The organism is Paraglaciecola sp. (assembly GCF_030730205.1).
In the GTDB taxonomy this organism is placed as follows: Bacteria; Pseudomonadota; Gammaproteobacteria; order Enterobacterales; family Alteromonadaceae; genus Paraglaciecola.
The window spans coordinates 107,182-133,599 of record NZ_JANQVQ010000019.1 but is presented as its reverse complement, the minus strand read 5'-3'; the positions used below and the strand labels follow the sequence as shown (position 1 = coordinate 133,599).

Annotated in this window: 21 protein-coding genes; 5 read left to right on the top strand and 16 right to left on the bottom strand. The window is 43.6% G+C overall.

Features of this window, described 5'->3' with window-relative positions; genetic code table 11:
- Both NWQ57_RS01960 and NWQ57_RS01955 read right to left on the bottom strand, forming a co-directional pair.
- Window positions 1–388, bottom strand: a 388-nt coding sequence (locus tag NWQ57_RS01960; protein WP_306020287.1) for an MBL fold metallo-hydrolase, incomplete at its 3' end; no start/stop codon positions are given.
- A 160-nt stretch (window positions 389–548) separates the two neighbouring features.
- Window positions 549–3,095, bottom strand: coding sequence for a TonB-dependent receptor (locus NWQ57_RS01955; RefSeq protein ID WP_306020285.1), 2,547 nt, complete (start codon window positions 3,093–3,095; stop codon window positions 549–551).
- Between the two features lie 706 nt (window positions 3,096–3,801).
- Between NWQ57_RS01955 and NWQ57_RS01950 the strand changes: the two genes are divergently transcribed.
- Window positions 3,802–4,995, top strand: a complete 1,194-nt coding sequence (locus tag NWQ57_RS01950; protein WP_306020283.1) for an MFS transporter — start codon at window positions 3,802–3,804, stop codon at window positions 4,993–4,995.
- 114 nt (window positions 4,996–5,109) lie between these two features.
- Here NWQ57_RS01950 and NWQ57_RS01945 read toward each other — a convergent pair whose 3' ends face one another.
- The 4 genes from NWQ57_RS01945 to NWQ57_RS01930 form a co-directional block, all read right to left on the bottom strand.
- A complete protein-coding gene (locus NWQ57_RS01945; RefSeq protein WP_306020281.1) occupies window positions 5,110–6,003 on the bottom strand; it encodes a PHB depolymerase family esterase in 894 nt (297 codons plus the stop codon).
- A gap of 108 nt (window positions 6,004–6,111) precedes the next feature.
- Window positions 6,112–7,743: a carboxylesterase/lipase family protein gene (locus NWQ57_RS01940; RefSeq protein ID WP_306020280.1), complete on the bottom strand. Its 1,632-nt coding sequence runs from the start codon at window positions 7,741–7,743 to the stop codon at window positions 6,112–6,114.
- A gap of 124 nt (window positions 7,744–7,867) precedes the next feature.
- Window positions 7,868–10,195: a glycoside hydrolase family 3 C-terminal domain-containing protein gene (locus tag NWQ57_RS01935; protein WP_306020279.1), complete on the bottom strand. Its 2,328-nt coding sequence runs from the start codon at window positions 10,193–10,195 to the stop codon at window positions 7,868–7,870.
- A gap of 116 nt (window positions 10,196–10,311) precedes the next feature.
- Window positions 10,312–12,633: a TonB-dependent receptor gene (locus NWQ57_RS01930; protein WP_306020278.1), complete on the bottom strand. Its 2,322-nt coding sequence runs from the start codon at window positions 12,631–12,633 to the stop codon at window positions 10,312–10,314.
- 489 nt (window positions 12,634–13,122) lie between these two features.
- Here NWQ57_RS01930 and NWQ57_RS01925 point away from each other — a divergent pair, with 489 nt between their 5' ends.
- Entirely contained in the window at window positions 13,123–14,130 is a 1,008-nt protein-coding gene (locus tag NWQ57_RS01925) for a LacI family DNA-binding transcriptional regulator (RefSeq protein ID WP_306020277.1), read from the top strand.
- A gap of 172 nt (window positions 14,131–14,302) precedes the next feature.
- Here NWQ57_RS01925 and NWQ57_RS01920 read toward each other — a convergent pair whose 3' ends face one another.
- The gene (locus NWQ57_RS01920) at window positions 14,303–15,277 is read right to left on the bottom strand and encodes a DNA topoisomerase IB (protein ID WP_306020276.1); all 975 of its coding nucleotides are present in this window, start codon (window positions 15,275–15,277) and stop codon (window positions 14,303–14,305) included.
- 631 nt (window positions 15,278–15,908) lie between these two features.
- Between NWQ57_RS01920 and NWQ57_RS01915 the strand changes: the two genes are divergently transcribed.
- Complete coding sequence (locus tag NWQ57_RS01915; protein ID WP_306020275.1) at window positions 15,909–16,115, top strand: hypothetical protein; 207 nt, start codon at window positions 15,909–15,911, stop codon at window positions 16,113–16,115.
- Window positions 16,116–16,224: 109 nt separating this feature from the next.
- Here NWQ57_RS01915 and NWQ57_RS01910 read toward each other — a convergent pair whose 3' ends face one another.
- Both NWQ57_RS01910 and NWQ57_RS01905 read right to left on the bottom strand, forming a co-directional pair.
- Window positions 16,225–17,298: an aromatic ring-hydroxylating dioxygenase subunit alpha gene (locus NWQ57_RS01910; RefSeq protein WP_306020274.1), complete on the bottom strand. Its 1,074-nt coding sequence runs from the start codon at window positions 17,296–17,298 to the stop codon at window positions 16,225–16,227.
- A 23-nt stretch (window positions 17,299–17,321) separates the two neighbouring features.
- Window positions 17,322–18,278, bottom strand: a complete 957-nt coding sequence (locus NWQ57_RS01905) for a PDR/VanB family oxidoreductase (protein WP_306020273.1) — start codon at window positions 18,276–18,278, stop codon at window positions 17,322–17,324.
- Between the two features lie 434 nt (window positions 18,279–18,712).
- Here NWQ57_RS01905 and NWQ57_RS01900 point away from each other — a divergent pair, with 434 nt between their 5' ends.
- Window positions 18,713–19,198, top strand: a complete 486-nt coding sequence (locus NWQ57_RS01900) for a MarR family winged helix-turn-helix transcriptional regulator (RefSeq protein WP_306020272.1) — start codon at window positions 18,713–18,715, stop codon at window positions 19,196–19,198.
- A 9-nt stretch (window positions 19,199–19,207) separates the two neighbouring features.
- On the opposite strand, the gene NWQ57_RS01895 is transcribed toward NWQ57_RS01900, so the two are convergent.
- Window positions 19,208–20,146 (bottom strand): NAD-dependent epimerase/dehydratase family protein, encoded by a 939-nt coding sequence (locus NWQ57_RS01895; protein ID WP_306020271.1) that lies wholly within the window; start codon window positions 20,144–20,146, stop codon window positions 19,208–19,210.
- Between the two features lie 194 nt (window positions 20,147–20,340).
- On the opposite strand from NWQ57_RS01895, the gene NWQ57_RS01890 reads away from it, so the two are divergent.
- On the top strand, window positions 20,341–20,826 hold the full coding sequence (locus NWQ57_RS01890; protein WP_306020270.1) for a cupin domain-containing protein: 486 nt from the start codon (window positions 20,341–20,343) through the stop codon (window positions 20,824–20,826).
- Window positions 20,827–20,890: 64 nt separating this feature from the next.
- On the opposite strand, the gene NWQ57_RS01885 is transcribed toward NWQ57_RS01890, so the two are convergent.
- Genes NWQ57_RS01885 through NWQ57_RS01860 form a run of 6 tightly spaced genes read right to left on the bottom strand, consistent with a single transcriptional unit; the run spans window position 20,891 to window position 26,325 of the window.
- Window positions 20,891–22,021 (bottom strand): FAD-dependent oxidoreductase, encoded by a 1,131-nt coding sequence (locus tag NWQ57_RS01885; RefSeq protein WP_306020268.1) that lies wholly within the window; start codon window positions 22,019–22,021, stop codon window positions 20,891–20,893.
- Window positions 22,018–22,380: a Rieske 2Fe-2S domain-containing protein gene (locus tag NWQ57_RS01880; protein WP_306020267.1), complete on the bottom strand. Its 363-nt coding sequence runs from the start codon at window positions 22,378–22,380 to the stop codon at window positions 22,018–22,020. The genes NWQ57_RS01885 and NWQ57_RS01880 overlap by 4 nt, the downstream gene beginning before the upstream one ends.
- A gap of 6 nt (window positions 22,381–22,386) precedes the next feature.
- A complete protein-coding gene (locus tag NWQ57_RS01875) occupies window positions 22,387–23,313 on the bottom strand; it encodes a VOC family protein (protein ID WP_306020265.1) in 927 nt (308 codons plus the stop codon).
- Between the two features lie 10 nt (window positions 23,314–23,323).
- Window positions 23,324–24,484: a S9 family peptidase gene (locus NWQ57_RS01870; protein ID WP_306020264.1), complete on the bottom strand. Its 1,161-nt coding sequence runs from the start codon at window positions 24,482–24,484 to the stop codon at window positions 23,324–23,326.
- A gap of 57 nt (window positions 24,485–24,541) precedes the next feature.
- The gene (locus NWQ57_RS01865) at window positions 24,542–25,330 is read right to left on the bottom strand and encodes a cyclase family protein (protein ID WP_306020263.1); all 789 of its coding nucleotides are present in this window, start codon (window positions 25,328–25,330) and stop codon (window positions 24,542–24,544) included.
- A complete protein-coding gene (locus tag NWQ57_RS01860) occupies window positions 25,330–26,325 on the bottom strand; it encodes a fumarylacetoacetate hydrolase family protein (protein ID WP_306020262.1) in 996 nt (331 codons plus the stop codon). The genes NWQ57_RS01865 and NWQ57_RS01860 overlap by 1 nt, the downstream gene beginning before the upstream one ends.
- Window positions 26,326–26,418 lie beyond the last annotated feature (93 nt).

Sequence of the window (26,418 nt, the reverse complement as noted above, 5' to 3'; positions counted from 1 at the left end):
TCCCATCTACGGTTTGTTTTGTGCCCGGAGGCCCGTAAATAGTTAATTCACTTTTAGTTTCAGTTTGCCAGCGTAAACTTAAAATAGCAGGTAGGCCGCCAGTGTGGTCAAAATGAAGGTGGCTTAAAAAAATTGCATCAACATGTTTAATATTCGAACCCGCTTTAGCTAGCTGTCCTGCGGTGCCGTCACCGGCATCGACTAAATACGTTTTACCATTAACCAACAAGGCATTTGAAGGTTGAGAGTGCGTTGCATTCGGAATAGGGCCGGCCATTGTGCCTAAGGTGATCCATTCATTTTTGCTATTTTCTGCGCCGCCTGCCATAACACAGCCAACAAAACTAAGGCTGACGAACAGACTTGCAATATTTTTTATTAATTTCACTTAGTTATTCCTCTATTACTGATATCTCGATGTAGCCTTGACTCAAACCTTACTGTTGTGATGTGAGGTCTGTTAAAGATTGAGTAAACACTGAAATCGACTACATTCAAATTAAAAAGCCCAGTAAAGCTATGCTGGGCTCTTATAGGCTTTAATACGCTTAAAACTCGTAATTAACACTTACACCGAAAGTGCGAGGCGGTTCATAAGCTGCTCCAGAAATGTTGCCAGAACCCAACTGATAAGTTGCAGCAATCGTTTCGTTGGTCAAGTTACGTACAAAGGCGTTAACGGTCCAATACCCGTCATTTGACACCAAGGTAAGTGCTGCATCAATTGTGACGTCACTATCAGCGCGACCACCAGGTATATAGTTAAAACCAAGTTCACGCTCACCACGATAACGAGCATCCATATTACCAATTAACGCAAAATCAGTGAATTCGATAGTATGTTGCAAACCTAAGCTTACTGTTAAATCAGGTGCGTTTATTGCGTCTTTGCCAGAACAATCAATGGTAAAACCACGCTTAGCGCCTTCCACGTCAAGGGCCGGGTCATAAGCAACTAGATTATCGCCAACAAAGATACCTTGGGTATTTTGACAAGTATTTACTGGGGTTAAAAAGTTAGGTGGATCAATTCCCGCATCAGATAAATCAACTTGAGTGTATTCATAACTATCATACACCGCGTTAAGTAACTGCACACCACCGCGCAGTAAGGTACTGCTGGCAAGGGCGTATTGGAAATCCGCTTCTATGCCTTTGATGGATGAAGCACCTACGTTTCGTGTATAAAACGCATTATTACCGTTTGTATCAAGTCCTAGGGCGGCGAGTTGCTGATCTTTATATTCCCAGTAAAACGCTTCTAAATTAAGCTCAAGTTTGTTACTAAAGAAGCGGTTTTTTGAGCCTATGGTGTAGGCATCAATATATTCCGGTGCATAAAACTCACGGCCCTCAGCAAGGTTAAAACCTCCGGCACGGAAACCAGATTCATAACTGGTATACAGCAAATTTTTATCGGTCACGTCATATTCAACTGCGGCACGATAGGTCATTTGGCTGTCGCTATCTTTCTCCGAGGTCATGCCTGGAGTGATAGCAAAGATGGCACCGGGGCCAAATTGAACCGGAGCAAAGTAATTGATTGGACCAAAAGGACGAGCCCCTGGTGTAATACTGCCATCTGCATTAAGCGGAGAGCCCGTTGGGAACAACGCTGGGTCAATCATGCCCAAAGTATCTGCTAAGGTTAAGGCGACCGGCATACTCGGAATTTGCGGACAGAAAGGCGCTCTCCCTTCTGGATGCTCTAAACAAACGATTGCCGACGCAGTTTGCGTTGCATTTATTTCATAGGTGTCATCAGTAAATCTTAAACCTGCTACCAGTCTTAGATCTTCTGTTAGGCTATAAGTTGCACGAGCAAACAATGACGAAGATTGAACATCACTTTGCCAGTCATTATGGGTAACAGTAGAGAACTGGTTGTAGGCATTGACACCCGAAACCGTTTCATCAAAATACAAAGCGCCCAGTATCCATTCTAAGGTGTCATCACCGCCAGAAAGACGAGCTTCAATGCTGGTTTGTTTCGCTTCGTCTTGGTTAATTGCCGCTTTAAAGGGAGGGCCGTTAAACGCATTATCAAGCTTAGAAACTCGGTGCGCTGGGATTATGGTTAATTCTGACCAACCAAGGTCATAGTTAATTTCCGCATTAACTCCCCAATAAGAGTCATCACGAGTAGGATAAACAAAGCCGTCATAGGGCATAAATCCAGGAGCGCTGGCTACATTTTGAGCGATGTATTCACCCACACCTTCACCGTGTAAACCTGTGAAACTTCCAGATAATGCATCTGGAGCAGGTCTCCATACCCAGTTTGGTACAGGTAAATCAGGTTGGAACGCGGCAAAACCATAGTGGCCGTTATACTGAATACCTGCGCCAGCCCCTTTTTGAGTTGAATAATCAGCGGTTATCCTGAATGTTAAATCATCACTTGCAATAATAAAATAGGATGCTCGCAAAGCGGTATCATCAGCATCTGACGTGCCATCTTCGAAAAAACCATCGCGTTTTGAAATGACACCAGCAAGGCGTAAGGCTGAATCATCAGTAACTTCAAAATTACCTACAGCGGTTAAGTTGTAAGCAGAATAATTACCCACTTCAAGTTTAATACGACCGCTATTTTCGTAAAGTACAGGCGCTTTTGATACGACGTTAATCGCCCCACCAGTAGAGTTTCGACCATATAAGGTACCTTGTGGCCCTTTTAGTACTTCTACTCGGTCAAGATCAAGAAAAGAAGAAATGGTAGATGAGGGACGTCCGATATACACTCCGTCAATGTTAAATGACACAGCAGGGTTGGTATAACCATTGTTGGTAAAATTACCTACGCCACGAATAAAGTAGGCAGTATTCGCACCACCGCCCGATGACACAGTCAAGGCTGGAGATACCTTATTTAGGCCCTCGGCATTTGATACACCCATTTTCTCCAAGCGACTACCTGAAGCGGCATTAATAGGGATCGCGGCGTCTTGCAAAGATTCTGACTTTCGCTGTGCGGTAACGGTGATTTTTTCAAAGTCATCCTGCTCTGTTTCTGGTTCAGCAGACTGCGCCCACGCCATCAATGGCAGCGCTGATACACTCAATACTGGAATAATTAACGATAATTTTTTCATCTTATACCTACTAAAGTACTTGGTTAAATTACAGTTTTGTTGAGAGTTAAACCTTTGTTCGATCATGTGTAATAACTCACGTTACTGCTCATATAAACGTTTAAACTTCTGCAACATCAACCGCACATGTAAACAACACATTTGCAACATATTATTAACTATAAACACTACCCAACCATCTAGATAATCGATTTTATAGATATGAGCTAGCGATTTTTAAGATAGTTGCTTACTCCGCTTTCATTTAGTCGTCAGTGATAATGGTAAAAGCTATACCCTATCGAACATACAGTGCAGCTCGAGCTTCTCAGAAAATAGAGCTGTCAAAAATTCAGTGGGTAGAGTTAATTTTTGAATTTAAGCATGTTTGAGTAGATTCATATCGCCCCCCTAGCGAAGTAATCGTTATTTACAGGCTGAATTACCAGAAAGTGGCTGTGCGTTAGATACGAACCACTTGTTACTTTGACGCCCTATACAATTGAAAAAATGATGAGACTACCCTTTATGTATCGTTTTTTCAGATAGTTCAAATCAGATTAATCCACTATCAATCCGTACAAAGTTATTACATTATTTTTACAAGCATTGTCTTCCTGTGCTCAACGCGACGCATCGCCCCATTTTAAAGGCAAATAAACAGTCAGTGCTGATCACGTTAGTCAAAACGGTTTCAACCTTAAGCAAAAAACTTGGATAACAATAAATGAATAGCAATCCGCTTAACACCAGCCAAACAGCGCAAACAAGACATGGAGTCATCTTGACCCTTGCCGCTGTGATGCCAGCTATGGCGATTATTTCTTTGGTACCTGTGCTTCCATTACTCACACAAGAATTTGCTAGTGTAGAGGGCGTAGAATTTTTAGTACCAATTGCCATGACCATCCCTGCACTTTGTGTTGCCCTTTTTTCTCCCATTGCTGGCTTACTGTCAGACAAAACCGGAAGAAAATCGCTGCTGATAATGTCGTTGATTATTTATGCAGTAATTGGTTTGGTCCCCTTCTTTTTAACTGAATTACCACACATCATCATGACCCGCGTGGTGTTAGGTATAGCTGAAGCCGTGATCATGACAGTAGCGACCGCATTGATTGGAGACTATTTCCAAGGTAAAGCCCGTGAACGTTGGATTGCTATTCAAATCGCCAGCGTCAGTTTAAGTGCGATTATATTAATTGCCGTTGGTGGTTTATTAGGTGAAGTACTGGGTTCTCGCGGCCCATTCTTACTTTACTTACTGGCCCTACCTATCGCTTTATTGTGTGCCATCGTATTATTTGAACCGGTGAAACATCTGCGTACTGCTGTCAGTCATTCAGCTAAATTTCCGATTAAAACCGTATTGCCGTTGTTATTTACTACCTTATTTGTCGGTTTAATTTTTTATACCATTATTGTGAAGCTAGGCGTGATATTACAATTAGTCGGCGACGTGTCACCTGCTGTTATCGGTGGTATTGGTGCAGCAGCCAATATTGGGGTCGCCTTAGGCTCAGTAACCTTTAGTAAGCTCAAAGGAGCATCTGGACCCAAACTCGTTTGCATTGGCTTGCTACTGGCCACCTTGGGCTATGTCGGTGCAAGCCTGTCTATCTCGCTTCTAGTCACATCTGCTTCTTTGTTCGTAGCGTGTTTTGGCTGTGGTATGTTGTTACCCACCATGTTGACATGGATTTTAAGTTTGTTGCCTGACAACGTTCGTGGCCGTGGCACCGGTCTGTGGACCGGCGTTTTCTTTTTTGGACAGTTTGCCGCGCCTATCGCTGTCGCAGCCTTGCAAAATAAGATGGGTAGCTTAGAAGCAGTGTTAATGTTGATTGCAGGGCTGTCACTGGTTGGCGCTGCAATTGCAGCAAGCAGATTAAAAGGGGCAAAAGGTCTAGTGAGTCACTAAATTCTTCATTCACCTGAGCGCCAATTAAGACTATTTTGGCGCTAAAAAAAAGCTGATGAGCTTAACCTCATCAGCTTTTTTTATTACCTCTAGTTTGAATATTTAACTACCGTTCTACGGTAAGGGATGCGCTTTAAAAAACTGCCAAATTAGGTCTGTCGCAGCCAAGCTTTCCTCGGTTTTGCCTAATCCAAAGCGCAACATTTGTTCGGCCATCGGGCTGCCCGGCCAAGTATGACCCGCTTCAGTGGAGCGATAAAAAACAATATCTGCGTGGTGACTACATCCTTGATAGGCAAACTCTGTTAAAGACGATGATAGAGCTGTTTGCACGGGTGCTTTGCACTGATTACGTTTGATCCAGCCAGCTAAAGCGTCTTCGACGCCCATCGTCCAGTACACCGGTGAATCTTCACGAAGAATAAAATGATTAATGCCGTCTTTTTCACCATGGAAGGTCATAATCGGTACAGGGCGAGAGGGCTGACAATCTGTTGGAAAACGCAGCCCTGCAACAGGCGCAATGGCGGCGATTCTATCGGCTAAATCACAGCCTAATCGACTGCTCATTCTCGCCCCACCAGAAAAACCAGTGGCATAAATACGTTTATTATCTATGGCCCAGTCTTGTTGTAATTGATGTAGAAGCAAAGTGATAAAGTTGACATCATCAGGGCCCTGTTTTTTGTTTGCATTCCACGTAATAGGGCCACCTGCTGTGCGAGTAAATAGTGCAAGTGGCGTCACCACAATAAACCGCTCTTTTTCGGCTAGCTTTTCAAAATCCGACAATGCTTCTTGCCTGTCAGGCGTATTGCTGGTGCCATGAAAATTCAACACCAAAGGCAAGGGCGTGTTATCTGTATACGAAGCAGGTACAAACAATCGGTACTGACGCAGATCATTATCTACTTGAATATTTTTATAGGGCGCTTGCTCAGCGGCTAAGCTACTAGAGCTGATCAATAAAACAAGAGCATAAAGGGAATTGACGATATACGTGCGCATGGAGAGTCCTTATAAAATGTGCCGGTCATCAGCTTATTGGCCTGCTTATTATGAAGTTAATCAACAAAATAAACAGGCTTTACTATAGGCAAAGTTTTACGCTGCTAGCTATTTTACTAGGGCCGTAGTTTGGTCAAGGCGTTTTTCGAGTGAGTCGTGTTTCAACACCGCTCCTGTAACATTAAATTCAATCACGTTTTCAGTGCCCTGAGTATATGCAGGCCACGGGGCGGCATTTGCCAACGATGGGTCACCCACCTTCGCAAAATTGACCCACGCATTATGCATGACTAAGGATACCTGTTTATCTGCTTCACTCCAATCATCGGCATAACGAGTGGTGCCGCTTGCAAAAACAAAGGGTATTTCACTGGCGTGATACGCACCGTCAACCTTACCTTCTAAACTAGTCGGTACGTAGGTGAAGCGATAAAACCACGTGGCTTGACCCACTTTACTGGTTTGGCGTGCTAAAAAACGCGCAGGCTCCACAAAACTGCGATCCCCAAAAATCATAGAACCTAAAAAGGCCATATTAACCTGTCCGTTTTGTTCAGGAACAAAGGGCTGGTACGCCGCTAAAAAAGCATTTGGATCAGAGGCTTGCGCCAACGCGCCTTTAGCAATCATCTGTGCGCCATAAGGATTGTAGTCTTTCAAAAAACCCCATTCGAAGTCGTTACTGCCAACAAAGTAGGGAATTTTCATTTGATGACCGGCTGTAAAACCACTTTCGTCATCTTCAAGCACCACCTTACCGTCGATCATCGGCCCGCTATAAGTGGGCACATTCATCGAGGCCATATTTAAACCACTTAAGACTTTTTCCACTGGTAAAGCACGCAGCTCAGCCATGGCTTGTTGGCCTTCACTGTCTATTCCGACACTCGTGGCAAAGGCCACACCAATTTGCTCGGCAGAGGGTTTAGCCCCTTTACCCTCTTTATCCAAATACACCACTGAACCAATCGACTCACTGCGACCGCCGCCAGACTGCACAATGGCTTTATGAAACAATCCTTTCGCCTGTGGCGACAGCATCATCACATTAACCGAACGTCCACCTGCCGATTCACCAAACAAGGTCACGTTGTTGGCATCCCCACCAAAATTAGCGATATTATTTTTTACCCACTCAAGAGCGGCAATTTGATCCATAAAACCATAATTACCTGTGGGTCCATCAGGGTTTTCTGCACTAAGTGCAGGGTGGGCAAAAAAACCAAATCGTCCAAGTCGATAATTCAAACTGACGAAGACTACACCAGATTCTGCAAAAGCTTGTCCGTTATACACTGAGGGTGATGCCCCGCCATTAACAAAACCACCACCGTGCAGCCATACCATTACGGGCAATTTGTCTTGGTCAGTGGTGTTTGGCGCCCAAATATTTAAATACAAGCAGTCTTCACTGACCGGTTCACCCAGTGGCGCTGCATCACCTGGAAAAGGAATTTGCATGCAGTCATTACTGAAATGATTGGCATCTTTGATGCCTTGCCACGGTGTAACCTTTTGCGGAGGCTGCCAACGTAGCTCGCCCACCGGCGCTTGGGCGTAGGGAATACCTAAATAGCCTCTTACTGACTGAGCCGCACCGTGTAGTAATGTACCTTTTACTAAACCGGCTTCAGTGTTCACAAGGAGTGGGTCAACGCTGGCTTCTTTCGCCTCACAAGCCAATAAACCGAGGCTCAAGCCAAGTACGATGATGAAACGAGTCGAACGAATTTGTTGCATAGTGGTTCTCCTAGACAAGCGCCATTAGTAACTAATGGCCTATCTGTAAAATGATAAATGCAGATCGGCATAGCAACCAATCTGCATTTGTTTTATTACTACTGCTTTAAAAAAACCAAGCGGTTTACGGTTTGATAGCGAGGTCTTTTGGTAGACTAAAGCGGGCGCTTTGCAGAATCTCCCGTGAAGACGTACCTGCTTTAAGCACGTATTCACCGCTTTGTGCCAGCCACATATTATGCTCTTGATCGAATGAGCTCAGATCTCGTGCACTGAGTTCAAAGCTAAGTACTTCGGATTCACCTGGTTGTAACAGTGTGGTTTTGGCAAACGCGCGGAGTTCACTTTCAGGTTTGACTAAGTTAGTTTGTGGCGCTGAAACGTAGACTTGCACCACTTCTTTACCTGCCACCTTACCGCTATTTTTAACCGTGATTTGCGCCACAATTTTATCGCTAAATACCTGACTACTTAATGAAATGGCAGAATACGTAAAGTCGGTATACGACAAACCAAAACCAAAGGGATACGCCACCTCAGCGTTTTGAGTATTGAAATAGCGATAACCAAGCATGATGCCATCGTCATAAGTCACCTTAGCTGGCACGGTTTGCATCATGCCTTCTGGCTTTGCCTCAGGGTCAAGCACGGTACCGGGAAACTCTTTCGCGGCGGGATAGTCAGGTAAATCGAGTGGCCAAGTATCAGGCAATTTTCCTGATGGATTGGTGTGGCCCAGTAACAGATCAACAATGGCATTGCCCGCTTCTTGACCGGGTTGGTAGGCCAGTAAAATCGCATCGGCTTTGTCTTGCCAACTGGCCATTTCAATAACGCCACCTACATTCAAAATCACCACCACAGGCTTGCCCTGTTGACGAAATGCACTGGATACCATGTCGAGCATGGCGCGCTCTTGCTCGGTTAAATAAAAATCACTTTGCTGGCGATCAACAAACTCACCCGAACTACGACCAATGGTCACAAGGGCAGCAGAATATTTTTGTGCCGATGCGTGCAACAATTCCTGTTTTAAGCCGAATTCCACTAAAGCTGGTTTTGGCATAAAGGCTGCGAGAGGGTTATTCGACACAGGACGTTTAGCGTCTTCTGTTTTTATATGGGCTTTGTAGGCCGAAGCGAGTCCGGTTTCAAACTCAATTCCCGCTTCTTTTAAGCCGTCTTCTAACGTAACCACATAAGCTTCATTAACATCTCCACTGCCAGTACCACCGATGAGCACATCAAACGAATGATTACCAAACAAAGCCAATGACTGTTTATCGCGTAATGGCAAGGTTTGAGCATTATTTTTTAATAGCACCATGCCTTCTTCAGCAACCGTTTTAGACAGTTTGCCGTGTTTGATTAAATCAGGCTTGTTGCTGTAGGCATATTGGCTAAATGCGGGGCTAGCCTGCACCAGTTGCAAGATGTTTTTTACATTGCGATCAAGTTTTGCTTCATCCAATTTACCGCTTTTAATGGCACCGATGATCATACCTTCTTGATAGTCCATGCCCGGCATGAGCAAGTCGTTGCCCGCTGCCATTTGCTCGCCTGCATCTTTGCCACCAAACCAGTCAGTCATGACCACGCCATTAAAGCCCCATTGGTCACGCAAGACCTCAGTCAGTAAATAGGCGCTCTCAGAGGTGTATTCACCGTTAACTTTGTTGTACGAGGACATGACTGTCCACGGTTGACTTTCTTTGACCGCGATTTCAAAACCCCGTAAATAAATTTCACGCAGTGCACGCTCATCAAGTTGTACGTCAATAGTGTTGCGGTTCCACTCATGGTTATTGGCTACAAAATGCTTAAGCGATGTGCCCACCCCTTGTGATTGGACGCCGCGCACCATGGCAGCCGCCATTTTACCGCTGAGTAAAGGATCTTCTGAATAATACTCAAAGTTTCGACCGCCTAAAGCAAAGCGATGAATATTCAGCGCAGGGGCCAACAGCACATCTACCCCATACTCTTTTGATTCTGCACCAATAGCCTGCCCCACTTGTTCAACAAGAGACAGATCCCAGCTTGAACTTAATAAATTAGCGATAGGAAACGCGGTAGCATAATAGGTATGATCTTTGTCATCATCACGAGTAGGTGCAATACGCAATCCCGCTGGGCCATCAGCCAGTACAATAGAGGGAATGCCTAAACGCGGAATAGCGTAAGTGGTACCTGCTGCACCTGGCACCTTATCTTTAGTTTGACCAACTGTTGGGCCGCTGTCGCCCATGTTCATGCCGGTACCGCGAACCAGTTTGACTTTTTCTTCCAAACTCAAGGCTTGAATCACTTCATCTAATGAGGCCTGTCCTAACTTCGGTGTGGTAGTCGCCAAGGCAGGTAACACGGACATGGAACTTGCCACAAACAACGAGAGCCATATTGCTCGAAAAGCAATTGATTTGGGTTTATTGGCTTTTATTTTTCTTATCATATTGAGTTACTCACCCTGAATAAATTTTATAGACACTATCTTGTATTACGACGATTGATTCATCATTAACGCAAAAAGCTCGCCTGACATAGGCGAGCAATTTTTAATTACTTTACTTAGAACTCTAAGCCGAAACGAACCCCTGCAGTGCGCGGGTCAGAGAAGGTAAGCGTACCATCAGCTAAGCCCGGAAAAGCGGGGCCAAAAGAAGCGTTTGATACGGTTAGCTCGTCTTCGATGTTTTTCACATAGGCTTGTACATACCAATCACGCTCTGGCGCACGGTAGGTTAACGCCACATCGGTTTTATGGAATGAGGGTTGCACAAATTGCGAAACAGAACTGGTAGATAAAATGGAATATTCATCACTCCAGCGACTTGAAATATCAAACTCGATGTCCGCGCCATTTTCCATTTCAAAAATATGTTGATAACTGACGATGGCGGTATATTCCGGTGAACGGTTTAATTTTTCGCCCTTTAGATTAATCGTATCGTTAAGCTGGTAATCGGTATATTCAGCATTCAGCCACGTTAAGGCCACATTGAGTTTGTCGTAAGCGGTAATGTAATAACGCGACTCCAGTTCAATGCCGTCCACCTCTGCTTTACCGGCGTTACTAGTAACTTGACAAGACCCACCACAGATTTCAGACACATTACTTAACTGTAAGTCTTGGTAATCATAGTGAAACACGTTAATAAAGGTTCGTAAGCCGTTATCCAAGTCTAATTTTAAACCCAGTTCATAGGCGGTTAAGGTTTCTGGATCATAATAAAGTGCTTCCTCGGGTAAGGGACTATTACAATCTTGCATACCTTCAGTGCAACCATCATTAAAGCCACCTGCTTTGTAGCCAGTAGATATTAAGCCGTATAGTAAAATATCGTCGCTAACATCGTAGTCTAGGCCTAATTTCCAGGTGAGTTCATTGTAATCAACTTCGGCATTGTTTAACGAATCTGGAATAGGATTGGTCACTGGGTCATAGGTAAAATTCAATTCTTCTTCAAGCGTCACGTGATTGACTACTGCACCGACTCGAGACTTTTCGTCTTGGGTGTAGCGAGCGCCCGCAGTTAAACTAAGTTTGTCACTTAAATCAAAGCTACCTTGGCCAAATATGGCAACAGAGTCCGATTTGGTTGGGTCTTGAGGAAAACCAAATATATACCCGTCTTGGCCTTCTTCACCTTGATAAATTAAAAACTTAACCGCTGATTCTTCTGAAAACGAATAAATACCACCTTGCAAGTTCATGGAATCAGTCACATAGGTAAAACGAAGTTCATTTGAACTTTGCTCGTAGTCACCATGAAACAATTGTGGATTACTGATATCGATGATACCAAAAGGCAATACTACACTGCCTAAGTAGCCTGTTACGTTATCCTCTCTGCGCGTAAACTCACGGTATGAGCCAAGATAGGTCATAGTAAGCTGGCTATTGATTGTCCAATTTAACTCAGCCATGGCGCCCCATGTTGAATTATCGTTGGTACGTTGCATCGTATCCTGCCAACCCACCGTTCGTAACTCATCAGAACTTTTTTGGTCTGCGATATAAGTTGGATTTACGCCTTTGCCACTTTCTGGCGGAAAGGTATTGAGCACATCGTAAAAGTTTGAAAGTTTAACATCACTGCGCGCACTGCCCTCAATCGAAGAATAATCACCTCTAACGAGTAGCGATACATCATCACTTAGTTCAAAGAAGCCGCTAAGACGGGCTGACATATTATCTTTACCGGGATCAATGTCATAGGAAGATTCGGGGTGTTTATTTAAATAGGTATCTCGTCTGTCTACATTGATTGCAGCGCGAATAGCAGCTTTATCGGAAATAGGCACATTTAACATGGCGGTCGCTTGGCGGCGGCCATAATCACCAAGGGTGGCATCAAAAGAACCGTACATTTCATCAATAGTAGGTTTAGCAGAGATGACGTTAATCAAACCGGCTGTGGCGTTTCGACCATACAAGGTGCCTTGTGGACCTCGTAGTATTTCGACTTGGTCTAAATCAAAAAACGACACTTCTTGTGCTTGAGGTCTGGCGATGTAAACGCCGTCTTGTAAAAACGCTGCGGAAGGATCACCTTTTTCAGTGTTGTCCGTACTCGACACACCACGAATAGTAATTTGCAAACCACTTGAACCTGCCCGATCTATTGAAATATTCGGCGCTTGGTCTTGTAAATTGGTTGGATCAGTAATACCTGAATCAGCCAAGGCTTTGGCAGACAAGGCCGTAACCGCTGCAGACGTACTTGCTAAATCGGTACCTGTACGAGTTGATGAAACGACAATCACTTCTAAATTTTTAGGTGTTTCAGATTGTGGTTCTTGCGCGTAAGCCGATGGAGTAGCAGCCATAAAAGAGGCACAAGCGCTTGCGATAAGGGTGCTTAATAGTGTTTTTTTAGGGTGATTCATAAACCTTTCCAATAGTTATTCTTTCACAAAATAATCAGTTGTTTCATTGGCTCTACCCTGAAGTTTTCACTTCGAACCAATCAACAGCTGATAATCATTTTTATCGATTCCCCAAGTCAGCATCGTACCGTGACTTCAAATCCGAGTAGCGTTGCATGTTCTCGTCTGTTCTCGATTAGCAACGAAACAAAATGTAATTGATTACATTTTTTATTTCAAACTATTTATTACAATGAAAACACCTTAGTTACACCCGATTAACAAATTAACACTACTGCTACATCAATAAATAACCATTAATATCAATACATTAACCACATAAAAAGTAAAAATAAAAATATCATAGACGGAAAACACAAAATCCATGTTAATTTTAAATATAAGCTATCCACGAAACCGATACATCAAATTTGTAATCGATTACAAATTTACATTACGCTTCGGTAATGGGTATAATGCAAAGGTAGAACGATTAATATGAAGTAAATTATGGCCAATATAAAAGAGGTAGCGTCACTCGCTGGCGTGTCGGTAGCAACGGTATCACGGTATTTCAGTGCCCCCGAAAAAGTGTCTAAAAAAAACACTGACAAAGTCATGAAGGCCATCGAGCAACTTAATTACAAACCGAATTTATTAGCCCGTAACTTTACCCAATCCCGCTCCTACTCGATCTTGGTATTGGCGCCATTAGGCAACCCGTTTCTTCTCGATGTTATTCAAGGCATTCAGGAAATAGCGCGCATTAAGGGTTATACCGTTTTGTTGGTTGATGCGCTGGAATCTAAAGATGAAGAAAGCAAATGTTACGGTATGTTAGAAACCAGGCTTGTTGAGGGCATCATAGATTTTAAAGTACAAAAACGTTTAGATAAAAAAAATGGAACACGCATCGATAATATTGTGACTCTTTGTGATTATGTGGAAAACAATCCCTCACCGGTAGTGACAGTAGACGATGTTAAAGCTGCCGAAAAGCTAGTTGACTACTTAGTATCCTTAGGTCATCGTCATATTGGCTGCTTAACCGGTTTAGATTTTATCCATGCCACTGTTCACCGTAAACTGGGTTATCAAAACGCATTACAAAAAGCGGGCATTCCACTGTCTGACAAGCTCATTATTAAGGGTGACTTTTCAGTAACAAGTGGTCTTAATGCTGCCAAAGAATTTATCAACATGCAGCCCCGCCCTACTGCTATTTTTAGCATGAGTGACAAAATGGCTATCGGTATAATCCAAGGCTTAAAAGCCGAGGGTTTAAGGATACCTGAAGATATTTCCGTAGTGGGCTTTGACGATATTGAATTTGCTAAATATTGTGAGCCCCCCTTAACCACTATTCGTCAACCAGCCAAAGAATTAGGCTCTAGTGCGATGAAGTTGCTGTGTAATCTAATAGACGGTAAATATGAGCCAGAAAGTGTATTGCGGCCTTATTTTTTGCCCACGGACTTAATCGTGCGCGGCAGTACAGCGGCAGTCAAATCTTCATAGCAAAGAGGGAAATAATGAACTTTTCCCCTTGTTTGCCCTTGAGACCACACTTTTCCCCTGATAAGGCTGTGATAAAAGCAGAGCAAAACGTTTTGGCTCACGTTCAAAATTACTCTAATCACAGTTCAATGTGTAATAACTAAGCGTTACCGTGTAAAAACGCAACGACCAATTAGCATAAAAAGGCTAATAAACCCCGCTCATACCGGCTTAAATATTTGGTTTTACGGGGTAATATAAAGTGTTTACGCCAATGTTCTTGATCGTTCTCAGCTTCTTTGCATAAAGCAATAATGTCGGGATGAATATAAGAATTTCGCGCAATAGTCGGTGTGTTACCCAATACCGTTGAAACCTCATCTAACATACTGTTTAAGCGTAAAGCACCTTTGGCGTTGTAAAGTTGTTTAAAAGCAATGACACTGCCACGCCATGTTCTGAAATGTTTAGCGCTGAATTCATCGCCCATTATTGTTTGAATGTAGTTATTGATGTCTGTCGAACTGACATTGCAACGGGAGCCGTCCTCAATATATTGAAACAAGTGTTGCCCCGGTAAATCTTGTAGCTCTTTTATCACCGCGCTAAGCACCCTATCGCTGATATTGACCTCACGCTCTTTGCCTGACTTAGCTCGATATTTTAAGCGAATGGTTTTGCCTGTCAGCTTTGCATGTCGGGCCCTAAGTGTAGTGGCGCCATAACTTTTATTACGCTTTACATTACGCTCATTCCCTACCCTCACTGCGCCTAAATCCATTAACCTTACCACTGCCGCCAAGGTGCGTTCGTAGTCGAGTCTATCGCCTTGCAGGGCTTCATCTAAGCGAGCTCGGAGCAAAGGTAATTTGCGCCCAAACACACTGCAAGCTTGGTATTTTTTTGCATCCTGCTGCTCTGTAAATATAGGATGATAACGATACTGCTTACGATCCTTACTGTCGTAACCGGTGGCAAGAATATGGCCGTTTTCTTCAGGGCAAAACCACACGTTCTTATAGGCAGGTGGAAACGCTAGACCATTCAAACGACTAATAAGTGTGTTGTCTTTAATTACCTTACCCATGGGATCAATATACTGCCAATGCTTGTTTTTTAATCTGCGACTAATACCGGGTAAGCTATCGTCTACGTAGATGAGTTCCATTATCTTTCCTTTCGCTGGCTTTTATCTGGCCCTTGCTGTAGCGACGAGCCCATTTTCTGTACCTAGGCAAAGCACAGAGCGTACCAAACGAAAAAACGTGTTGTTATACGCTTGCCCAACACAAATTGCACTAAAGCAGCAATCGATGATTAAGTGTTGGACAAAGCAGAACAATAAAATCTGATGTGGCAGAAATAACGGAGAATAACAAACCATTTGAGTCGTTATTTTTTTCTTGATGGAAACCGAGTATTCCTGAGCTTATTGCCATAAACCCCTTGCTAAAAAGCGTTTTATCTAGCTTTGGCTCACAATAATTGGCAGTTCAATTATTATTTTAAATTTTTTTGAAATAACTTTTGTTAATGAAATCGAAAGAACCTTGGGCTGTATGATATGTGAGTCACTCCTTGCTAAGGCTTGGTGCACATACTGTAATTAAATTACAAAATTTCAAACGTAATTTAAAACATGAACTTGTAACAACACAGTAACAGAATACGCCTGAAAATAGCTATATTGTTAGTAACTTAACAATTTCAGCTGTCTTAGCAGGCATTGAATTCTCTGAAAAAGCCCTTACCATATGTTGTAATAAAATTACAAAACAACCATAAGGAAGGATTTTACGATGAAAGATGTTGATAAAATAGAAAGCCAATACCCCCGTGAAAAAATCGATGCAATGCTCCTCTCAGGCTTAACTGCACAATTTTTTAGTCCTTATTTATTTGAAGTAAATAAACGGGCGAATGGGGCTCAAGATGCAAAAAAGACCACTACTCGTTGGAAAACGTTAAAAGCTAAGATAAAAGCACATCGTAACAAACAATGTTAAGAGGTTTAGCATATGACTTGTACATTTACCTGCGCCTCAACATGCCGATATTGTAAGCTCGGCTCGTTGAGGCTCAGTCGCTCTTTTATCTAACAAACTAAGCAATTTATTAAAGAGTCTCGCCCTCACACAATCTTTTAATGATCCTTCTGGCCTGATTTGCGCCCGTGTCCACATGAATATCAATCATGCTTTGATCATCAAATTTCTGCATATTTTTAAACTGAGCTTCAATCACTATCTTATCCTCATCAAAGGTAAAACGAGTTTGATCTACTACTTTAGCTTTGGTTTCTTCAATATTAGTGCTTGGATTTGTGGCCATGGTCCAAAAATAATGGCAACTTTCAGAGGTTTCCGGGGTAACGCAATGCAGTCCGCGCATATGAAAGCCGCCTCTATTAGGATCATCTACCGCATCAGTATTCACATCTACCGCACCCGTCCAAATTCTTAGGTGCGAAACAAAAAATTCAATTTGTTGCCAACGATCGATTTTATCTTTAAATGGATAAGCTGCTGTGTAGGTTGGTGGTGGTGTTGAATTACGCATGTATCTGACTACCTTTACACTATCCCCTTCAGTGGTCACATCCATTTGTGCATTCATATGAGTGTTGGCGTCTCCGCCTATAGTGTGTAAATGCACATAACCTAAATGACTTAAGTCAAGTAGATTGTCATGCACCAATTGGTAAGGAGCATTATAGTGATAAACGTCACCATCAAACACAAAACCAGGTTCAGAATGATAAGGATAACGTGGTGGTGACGTCAGTGGCTCTTTGGTGGTGTCAGCACCAAACCATATCCATACCAGCTCGTCTTGCTCAACCACATGAAAAGCGCCAACTTGCGCTTTTCTGGGGATCTTTTCTTGTCCTGGGATCTCAATACATTTACCAATACCGTCGAAGAGTAAGCCATGATATCCGCAGCGCAACCCCTTCGCTTCTATGGTGCCACAAGACAAGGGAAGTTGACGATGACAACAGCGGTCAACTAAGGCGTTGACCTTACCATCTGCGGTACGAAAAAGTACGACCGGTTGATTCAACAGTGTACGCGCCAGCGGTTTATCGCTTAACTCTTTACTTTGAGCAGCGACATACCATGTATCTAAAGGAAATTCAGAAGCCTTTGACACAGGTTCAGATTGGGGACTTAAATGACTTGTAGACATAATTATGACTCCGGTTCAGGTATTTATAGATCTATTGTTAACGAGGGGCTCAAAGCACGAGAGCAACAAGGGGTAAAACGATTGTGCAAGGCTTTTTCTGCCTCGCTTAAAAATTGGTCTCGATGATCAACTTGGCCACAGCTCACAGCTGTTAAACAACTGCCGCAGATACCTTGTTCGCAGGACACGTCAATCTCAACGCCGGCATCTTCAATCACTTCTAATGCACTTTTGTCTGCAGGCACATGCAACTGCAAATTAGAACGCGTTAGGAAAAGCTCAAACGAACCGTCATTTCTATCGTCATCTAGCGGTTTTGCACTGAACACCTCCTTATGCATATGTTGTTCAAGCCATCCCAAAGCACGTGCAGTCGCAAAAATATAATCCATAAATCCATTAGGCCCGCAGGTATATAATGCGCGCTTGTTAGCCGCTGTACTCAACGCTTGTTGAATCACTTGCTCTTTTTCTGTAGGGCTTAAACCACAATGGAAAAACACCTTGCTTGCAAAAGTGCTGTCTTTTAAGGCTTGATAAAATGCAATGTGACTTTGCTGCTTGACATGGTAGTGCAACTCAAAGTCGATACCCGCTCGGTCTAACTCATAGGCCATACTTAATAATGGCGTGATACCGATACCACCGGCAAATAGCAGGACTTTTTGGCTGTCTAAATTCAACGGAAATAGGTTTCTTGGCGCAGAAATAGTCAGTGTGTCACCAACCTGAGTCGACTCATGCAGGAACTGTGAACCGCCTCTAGATTGCGCCTCTTTTAATACTGCTATTTTATAAATATGTTCTTTATCAGGGTGCGGTAATAAGGAGTACTGACGCACAATTTTCGGTGCTATTTGTACATCAATATGCGCACCTGCAGAATAAGGTGGTAACACCCCCTGATCGGAACGTTCTAATTCAAAACTTACAATATTGGCTGTTTCTGGGGTTTTACTGCGAATTTGCAGGTTTAACATCACTTTTTACTCCACCTAAGCATAAGGCCATAGGTGTATATTGCGTCAAACTAGTTGATATATCAACTAGTTTGTTGATAATTTGTTAACTGTAAGCATCTCAAACTAACGTTTGCGCGCTTTTAAGTAATCTGAAGTCTGAATAAGAAGTGTCGTTATCATTTCAATTGCATATGAAAGATTAACGGCCCCCCCCGAGTTGATATTCACTCGGAGACGAATTTGTTGTGGGTTGCAAGGCGGGGTGTGGTATGCAATAGCTTGCTATTGCGAGAAAACCCAACGCCGCTAGGCGCAAAAAGAGCGTTACTGAGAGCCGCGGCTAAACCAGAGTTCAGTTTAAGTAGTTCAGGTTTTGCCATATCAGGTAAAAGTGTTTGCATGTGCTACAACAGCAAGTAAGCTTTTAAACTCAATCAATGTCAGGATAAAAGATGCGACCTAATAAAGACGATTCAGCTAAAAAGCAATTAGATTTAGAACAATACATACCCGCTTTAGTAACCTCTTTATCTAATAAGCTTTCAGCGGGTGCTTCGAACTGTTATCGAAAATATTTCAATATTGGTGTTATCGAATGGCGTGTATTAGCCATGTTAAAAGTAGAATCTGATATCTCAGCCAATCGGATCTGTCAGGTCATTGGACTGGATAAAGCTGCGGTAAGCCGCGCTTTAAAGCAACTACAGGCCTCAGGATATGTTAGCTTTGTAAAAGATCAGCAAGATGGACGTTCCTCACTTGTTCGACTCACTCACCAAGGAGCAAACCTACATGACCGAGTATTCGTCGTCGCTCTAGAACGAGAAAAATTATTACTAAATGAAGTGTCTGAATATGAATTGGCAGTACTGGTAAATTTATTAAACAAGCTAAATAGTAATGTAAAACGGGCTAACGCCTACGAGCCGGATTTATAAACAAAATATTTAAGTGCATATACTAAGAGCCCTCGCGACTAATGTTTGCAATGCACCATCGTGTTTAAAGCCTGCTTTATCGGCGGCAGTGGTTGTTAAAGGTGGTTGCTGGCCAAATAAAGCTTCAAGTTGAGCATCCGGCTGCCAACTTAACAGTGACTGATGTTGTTGAGTTTGACTGACAATTTCGTGCAAAAAATCCAGCATCAAAACACGTAAAGCTGGCAAGGTCACTACTCGATTTACCGGCATTAAGTGGCTATCCAGTTGCGCCGCCCTCAACAGGTTGTGTGCACATTGTTGCACCGACATTAACCACATTGTTGCCTGTGGGGAGACGGGCGATGTGAAGTGTTTTCCTGCGGATAATAAATGAAAGGCATGACTTAAAAATGCCGATTTTAATCCGTTGCTGCTCATAGGTCTGGCTAAAATGCCCGGCAATCTAATACTCACTACATCTAATTTACCACGTCGATGATAGTCCGCTAACGCCAGCTCAATCATTGCTTTGTGTGTGCCATAAATCATTGCGGGTACAATTGGCGAGAGATCATCTACCTGCTCAGGCATCGGCGCACCTAATACAGCGATCGTGCTGCTGTACACAAGCCGTGGACAATGCCCATGCTGAGCGAGTAAATCAAATAGATACAGACTGGCGTCTAGATTAATTTTGCGAGAGAGTTGTGGATTTTGTTCAGCACTTCCACCAGGTAAAGCCGCCATATGGAATACATAATCGTAAGGTTTAATCAGCGCTTGAGCTAGTACATCAGATTGGCATAAATCTGCTGTAATTAAAGTGATTCGGGAATTATTCTTATACAGACTATTCGCTAAATAAGTATCGAATAGGGTCAAATGCCAGTTGGTTGATGATAATAATAATTCAACTAAGTGGCTGCCAATAAAACCACCAGCGCCAGTAATGAATGCTTTTTTCATAAATTTTTAATCCTGAACAACACGCTCTCAGACGTAGTTTGATACCCATTTTTGACGACAACATAACAAAACGACAGAACAAAAAGTCACCAACTGCGACGGATTTTTCAATAGTAAGCATCAGATTAAAAGATGTTACTTTTGCCCGTCCCCTTAGTAGAGTTCAGTATTTTCTAGGTGAAATAGAGGCAACAATGACTAACAAAACACGCAGAGTCGTGACGGGCCACAATGCTTATGGTGAAGCGGTTTTTATTGATGATCAACAGCATGAAGTAACACTCATTCCCTCTGGTGATGCCGCAATGTTAACCCTATGGACCACCGAAGAGGTGCCTGCTAACTTAAACGATAAGAGCGATGGTATGTTGCGCGATGCAGGGCTGACTTTACAGGGCGGTTCGGTGATCCGCGTCTGCGATATTTTGCCCGGTCAAGCGTCTCCGATGCATCGCACCAACAGTATCGATTACGGCATTATCATTGACGGACAAATAGAATTAGAACTCGATTGTGGCGCTGCCAAATTACTCAAAACTGGCGATGTTATTGTGCAGCAAGGCACCATACATTTGTGGCGTAACCCTAGCCTTACCCAAACCTGCCGAATTATTTTTATTCTGATTGAAGCCAAGCCATATCAACACAATGGCCAGTCATTGACTGAACTAAAACCTTAGTACATTGTATAAAAAGCTTATGTTGGTGCTAGGCAACATAAGCTTTTTTAACACTAAACCACTCTTATATCGGCTGAGCCAAAGCCATCATACTGTCGCGCATAATGCCCATATGCTCTTGTTTGTCGCCCCCTTCTATTTCGATTTGTGCTAAACGACCAGAGTTTTCGACGACCATCCTACAACGCTCCCAGCGGCGGTTTTGGAAAGTTTCTAGCGCTTCATTCAGTGAAGGTTTATGCGCTAATTCTTCAGCCAAAACAATGGCGTCTTCAATACCAATACAGGCGCCAGAAGCCAAATGTGGTGTCGTACCGTGTACGGTATCACCTATCAACACTACCCTGCCCTTGTACCATGGTGTGGGGACTAATAAGTTTTCAAGGGGGCGATAGTTAATATAAGAATGCTCATCCAACATGCCTGCCACTTGCTGCAACATTGGAGCAGGGAATGCTTGCATAATGTCTTTCAGTTTAACTAAGGCTTCTTCGCCTTTTATCCACGTTCCTGGTGCATTGTCTTGGGTCACAAACATATACATTTGGTCTTTCGACATGGGGTTTAATCCGGCTTTAATATGTTGTCCTACCCACATCATGGTATTGTTGACTTCAGGCAAGCGAGGCAATACCGCGCGCCATACGCCTTGACCAACATATTTAGGCTCGGCCGCTTCAGGAAACTGCGTTTTGCGCACTTGTGAGTACAGCCCATCTGCACCAATAACCAGATCATAGGTGTACATTGTGCCGTCGCTAAAGGTCACTTCGGCACCGTCTATCCCCTGCTTAATCTCAGTAAAGGTAATACCAAGACGAACATTAGCGCCAGAGGCTTTGGTTTTTTCTGCCAATATCTTGGCAAGCGCCGGACGCATAATAGCGCCGGAGCTGGGGATATCAGGATCACCAATCAGCGGGGTGGGAATATGGGCTAGATGCACGCCATGAGGAGCATGAACATCTAAGCCACTATGAGCACTACCAATTTTTAAGTACTCATCCAGAATACCGAGGGTTTTGAAGGCGCGTAAAGTCGCGCCACCAATGCTGATTCCAGCGCCTTCTGCGCGCCAATTTGGATCAATTTCAACCAAATCAACTTCGATGCCGTATTTTCGTAATTCTATGCACACTGACATACCGGAGAAGCCGCCACCGATAACCAATACTTTACTTACGCTTGGGTTCATAAATTGAACTCCTTAATTGTTGTTAGGCTTATCCAAATTTCTTGTTGGGATGAAACCTCTAATGGGATCTTACTCAGCTTTTGCCCCTTGCAAGGGCCTTGTACACAATCGCCATTGTTTATTTCAAACAAAGCACCGTGCGCTGCACACACAATATAATCGCTGGCACTATCGAGATAGTGATGCCGCTTCCACGGTAATGAGGTGTCGTTGTAGTGCGGGCAAATATCCACATAGGCAAACAGTTCATTGCCTTGGCGCACGATAAAAAAGGTATCACTGCCCGAATGATTGGGGTCGAAACCTTTTGCTTGACCATCGGCAATGTCACTGACATTGCCTAACCATAACTTACCCATGAATATTTACGGCTTTCCAGGAGGTCCGCCTGGCGCCCATTTTTCGCGAGATTGTAATAAAAACACTTGCGAATTATCCGCACCCGGCAAGGCTTCACGCGCTTCCCAGCTATCATCGTGTAAGTCCATGTCTGCGTCATATTCAATATTGCAGCCAAAGGGGCTTTTGAAATACCAAAACCAATTAGAGCCAAAGATATGACGACCCGGTCCCCAGAAACTTTGATAGCCTTTTTCAACCAAGGCATACCCAGCTTGTGAGACTTCGGTAGGACCGCTCATATGGAAGGTAAAATGCTCAACACCTTGCATAAAGGGCGGGGTTTTTAAAAAGAACAAAGTATGGTGATCAAGGGTGCCTGCTGGACGCATGAAGGGCCCTGTACCCGTAAAGCGGTCGGTTGTCACAAAGCCTAAACGCTCTGAATAAAAAGCTTCGGCTTTTTCAATATCAGGCACAAAATACACAACGTGCGACAAACTGCGTGGTTTCGCCGTAAAGTCTTTACTTACACCTGTGAGATTCACACCTCGCTGCGGAGCCGCACCTGGCGCATTGATCGTCTCTGCTGGTAAATCGAGAGTTTGACGGATAGTGACTTGAAAACCCAATACAAAACCTAAGTCATCAAGGGCTTCAATGCTGCCATCGGCTAAAGTCTTTACTTCTCTGTCTTTGGATAACTCAGCTGCAATCGCCTCAACGGTAGCTTGGTCAGCCACACCGTAAATCGTTTTACGCAACATAGAGCCACTGGGTAAAGGGGCGGGTAATGACGCATCGTCTTTATGCAAGATTTCAATGCCAGTGCCATCTAAAGAGACATAATTTTGCTCATCTTTGGTAACCAAGCCGTAATCAAGGGCAAATTGCTTGCACGCTGCGACATCGTCAACGCCAAAAATAAGTTTGTCTGGTCCGATAATATTCATGCTGGAGATCCTACTTTTGTTTTAATTCGTTAAAGGTTTCTGCAACCCAATCAGCGATGTAAGTACCAGCGTTCGAACTGTTATCAAAGCTTGAATGCTGCACGCCACCTTCACGTTCGGTAAATATTTTAAGTTCACGTTTAGGGCTATTAACTAGCTGCTCATAAGTGCGCTCGGCCCATTTAAGAGGGATTTGCGAATCTTTTAAGCCATGCGTCACCAAAAACGGCACTTTAATTTTTTCTATTTGGCCATCAAGGTGCACGTTTTCAGCAATCTTCATAAAGTCGTCCATGTCTTTAGCGCCCCATACCCATTGCACGTGCGCCCAATAATGCGGAACAGGGAAGTCACCTTCTTTTTCTAAGCGGCGCTTTTGCACATCACGCCAATCATGGTTAGCACCCCACACACAACCTAGAGCCAATCTAGGCTCATTCGCGACGGCACGTGGACAGTAGTAACCACCTAAAGACACGCCTTCCATACCTATGCGTTTGCTGTCTACTTCATCATGTTTTTCTAGCCAGTCAACCACCACACTGGCCCAATGCTCTGTGTCATAACGTGCATGCAAACCTTGTAATTTTAAGGCTTCACCGGTACCAGGCTGATCTAAAACTAGTGATGAAACCCCACGCTCAGCTAACCAACCTGGTAAACCCACGCGGTATTTCATTTCTTTGGAGGAATCAAGGCCGTTAATTTGGATCAAGATGGGCGCTGGCCCTTCTACTCCTTCGGCTCTGACATACAGGGCAGATAGGTGTTTGCCTTCATAGGGAATTTCAACGCGTACACAGTTTTCTTTACTAAGCTCGATGGATTTTTCAAATAACTCTAACGACCGCTTATACAGCTCTGTTCTGCCGGGGGCGCCATGGGCCTGAAGACGCTCACAGGTAATAAGATAGGTAGCAGCACGATTATATTTATAGCCTGCTGATAAGGTGCGCCCTAAAGCTAAATCTTCTTCTGCTAAACCGCAAAGTTTGTCGGACATCTTGGCCCAGGTGTCTCTAAAGGCTTGCACACCTTCTTTATCTGGTGATTTAGCGGCATCTTGCAAGGGGCCACACATCTCTTCAATCTCACCGATACGAGAGCCCATTTCTATGGCTAGATTAACTGATAGATTCCACACATAGTTGGTTGGAAAGTACTTAAACATCTTTTTATCCTTTTTTACTTGTTAGCCTTAAAACACAGGCTAATTTGTATAGCTTTGTTATTTTTCAATTAATGCAACGGCTCTGCAAAAGCCCGCTGACGCGTGTTTAATTTTGTAAGGGAAACAATTAACCAAGAATCCAGTGGAAGGCAAACTCTCTAAATTGCTGAGTTTTTCCATTTGTCCGTAACCGATATCACGACCGGCTTTGTGACCCTCCCAGATGATTGACGCATCTCCAGATTCAGCAAAACGCTCGCGGGTAAATTTAAAGGGTGCGTCCCAACTCCAAGCATCAGTGCCCACTACTTTTACGCCACGCTCTAATAAATACATGGTGGCTTCGCGGCCCATGCCAACACCCGCATCAAGGTAGCCTGGCTGACCAAACAACTCACCTGCACGGGTATTCACCACCACAATATCCAGTGGTTGTAAGTCATGACCTATGCGGGCCAATTCATCTTCAACGTCCTGGGCAGTAACGATGTAACCGTCTTCCAAATGCCTGAAATCCAGTTTTACGCCGGGCTGAAAACACCATTCAAGAGGCAATTCATCAATACCAAAAGCCGGCTTGCCACCATCAGTGGTAGAAGCGTAATGCCAAGGCGCATCCATGTGGGTACCGCTATGGGTAGTGATATCTAAACGTTCCGCCGCCCAGGCTTCATCACCTGGCATTTGCGCTTTGGTTAAACCTGGAAACATGGCGCCCATTTCAGGCCAGCCCTGTTGGTGATCCATATAATCGATTTTAGGTAACAAAGGAGGTGGATCGGTATAAGGGTTATTGTCTAAGGTGACGGATAGGTCAATAATGGTAAAATTTCTTGGATTAAACATTAAATACTCTCACTAGCAGGACTGAGGGTCACGCGCTGTTCTATTACACCAAATACACTGTTACCACTTGCATCAATAGCATTAAAACTTACCACTTCGTCTTGTTGCATAAACGGTGTTTGTGGCGCGCCATGTTGGATCATTTCTTTAGCACGTAATTCTGAAATACAGGCTTGGCCCTTGGCAGGATCGGCATTTGATACTGTACCCGAGCCAAATACGGTACCCGCTTTAATTGGGCGAGTTTGCGCAACATGAGCGATTAATTCATGAAAGCCAAAATGCATTTCTTGCCCCAGCGGCTCACCAAAAACTTGCCCATTTCTTTTTACTTGTAAAGGCAAACATACTCGACCATTTTGCCAAGATTCACCTAACTCATCTGGGGTTAAGGCGATGGGAGCAAAAGCCGTTGCCCCTTTTGCTTGGACAAAACCAAAGCCGGTTTTCATTTCTCGGGGGCCTAAGGCGCGATAGCTGATGTCATTGAGCAACACCACCAAACGAATTTTAGATAGCGCATACTCGGCAGAGCTGCCCATAGGAATGGCATCCACAATCACGCCAAATTCACCTTCAAAGTCAATGCCGTGTTTTAGGTCAGCCACGACTATGTCATCTTTAGCGCCCAGAAAACTGTCACCGGCACCTTGATAAACCAGCGGATATTTGTCTGCATCAGCGATAGGATCAAGATGAAAAGCCTGTTGCATCAAATGGCCGTGATTAAGAAAAAGTGAACCATCTAACCACTGCCACGAGCGAGGTAAAGGGGCATAAGTCGACTGACTAGTAAAAGTCGAACTGTTAGGTTCAAGACCATCATTCAGGCTTTTATACTTCGCCTTTAAGGCTTCGCTGCAGCTTGCCCAATTGTCGAGTGCGAATTGCATGGTTGGAGCAATATCAGTCACGTCAACAAAGCTGCCGTGATCTTTTGCAACCACCACTAGTTTGCCATCTGGATGTTCTGTTTTTAGCGAAGCTAATTTCATACTTAGGATCCGGCTTATTTTGTTAAAATTTAATCAATTAATTTGATGTTCAATGTTAATTTAAAATTTGCAATCCAAAAAATTGAATGTTTA

Bases quoted from the DNA above. Each gene is read 5' to 3' on its own strand.
- NWQ57_RS01955 (WP_306020285.1), bottom strand. From the start codon at position 3,095: ATGAAAAAATTATCGTTAATTATTCCAGTATTGAGTGTATCAGCGCTG.
- NWQ57_RS01950 (WP_306020283.1), top strand. From the start codon at position 3,802: ATGAATAGCAATCCGCTTAACACCAGCCAAACAGCGCAAACAAGACAT.
- NWQ57_RS01945 (WP_306020281.1), bottom strand. From the start codon at position 6,003: ATGCGCACGTATATCGTCAATTCCCTTTATGCTCTTGTTTTATTGATC.
- NWQ57_RS01940 (WP_306020280.1), bottom strand. From the start codon at position 7,743: ATGCAACAAATTCGTTCGACTCGTTTCATCATCGTACTTGGCTTGAGC.
- NWQ57_RS01935 (WP_306020279.1), bottom strand. From the start codon at position 10,195: ATGATAAGAAAAATAAAAGCCAATAAACCCAAATCAATTGCTTTTCGA.
- NWQ57_RS01930 (WP_306020278.1), bottom strand. From the start codon at position 12,633: ATGAATCACCCTAAAAAAACACTATTAAGCACCCTTATCGCAAGCGCT.
- NWQ57_RS01925 (WP_306020277.1), top strand. From the start codon at position 13,123: ATGGCCAATATAAAAGAGGTAGCGTCACTCGCTGGCGTGTCGGTAGCA.
- NWQ57_RS01920 (WP_306020276.1), bottom strand. From the start codon at position 15,277: ATGGAACTCATCTACGTAGACGATAGCTTACCCGGTATTAGTCGCAGA.
- NWQ57_RS01915 (WP_306020275.1), top strand. From the start codon at position 15,909: ATGAAAGATGTTGATAAAATAGAAAGCCAATACCCCCGTGAAAAAATC.
- NWQ57_RS01910 (WP_306020274.1), bottom strand. From the start codon at position 17,298: ATGTCTACAAGTCATTTAAGTCCCCAATCTGAACCTGTGTCAAAGGCT.
- NWQ57_RS01905 (WP_306020273.1), bottom strand. From the start codon at position 18,278: ATGTTAAACCTGCAAATTCGCAGTAAAACCCCAGAAACAGCCAATATT.
- NWQ57_RS01900 (WP_306020272.1), top strand. From the start codon at position 18,713: ATGCGACCTAATAAAGACGATTCAGCTAAAAAGCAATTAGATTTAGAA.
- NWQ57_RS01895 (WP_306020271.1), bottom strand. From the start codon at position 20,146: ATGAAAAAAGCATTCATTACTGGCGCTGGTGGTTTTATTGGCAGCCAC.
- NWQ57_RS01890 (WP_306020270.1), top strand. From the start codon at position 20,341: ATGACTAACAAAACACGCAGAGTCGTGACGGGCCACAATGCTTATGGT.
- NWQ57_RS01885 (WP_306020268.1), bottom strand. From the start codon at position 22,021: ATGAACCCAAGCGTAAGTAAAGTATTGGTTATCGGTGGCGGCTTCTCC.
- NWQ57_RS01880 (WP_306020267.1), bottom strand. From the start codon at position 22,380: ATGGGTAAGTTATGGTTAGGCAATGTCAGTGACATTGCCGATGGTCAA.
- NWQ57_RS01875 (WP_306020265.1), bottom strand. From the start codon at position 23,313: ATGAATATTATCGGACCAGACAAACTTATTTTTGGCGTTGACGATGTC.
- NWQ57_RS01870 (WP_306020264.1), bottom strand. From the start codon at position 24,484: ATGTTTAAGTACTTTCCAACCAACTATGTGTGGAATCTATCAGTTAAT.
- NWQ57_RS01865 (WP_306020263.1), bottom strand. From the start codon at position 25,330: ATGTTTAATCCAAGAAATTTTACCATTATTGACCTATCCGTCACCTTA.
- NWQ57_RS01860 (WP_306020262.1), bottom strand. From the start codon at position 26,325: ATGAAATTAGCTTCGCTAAAAACAGAACATCCAGATGGCAAACTAGTG.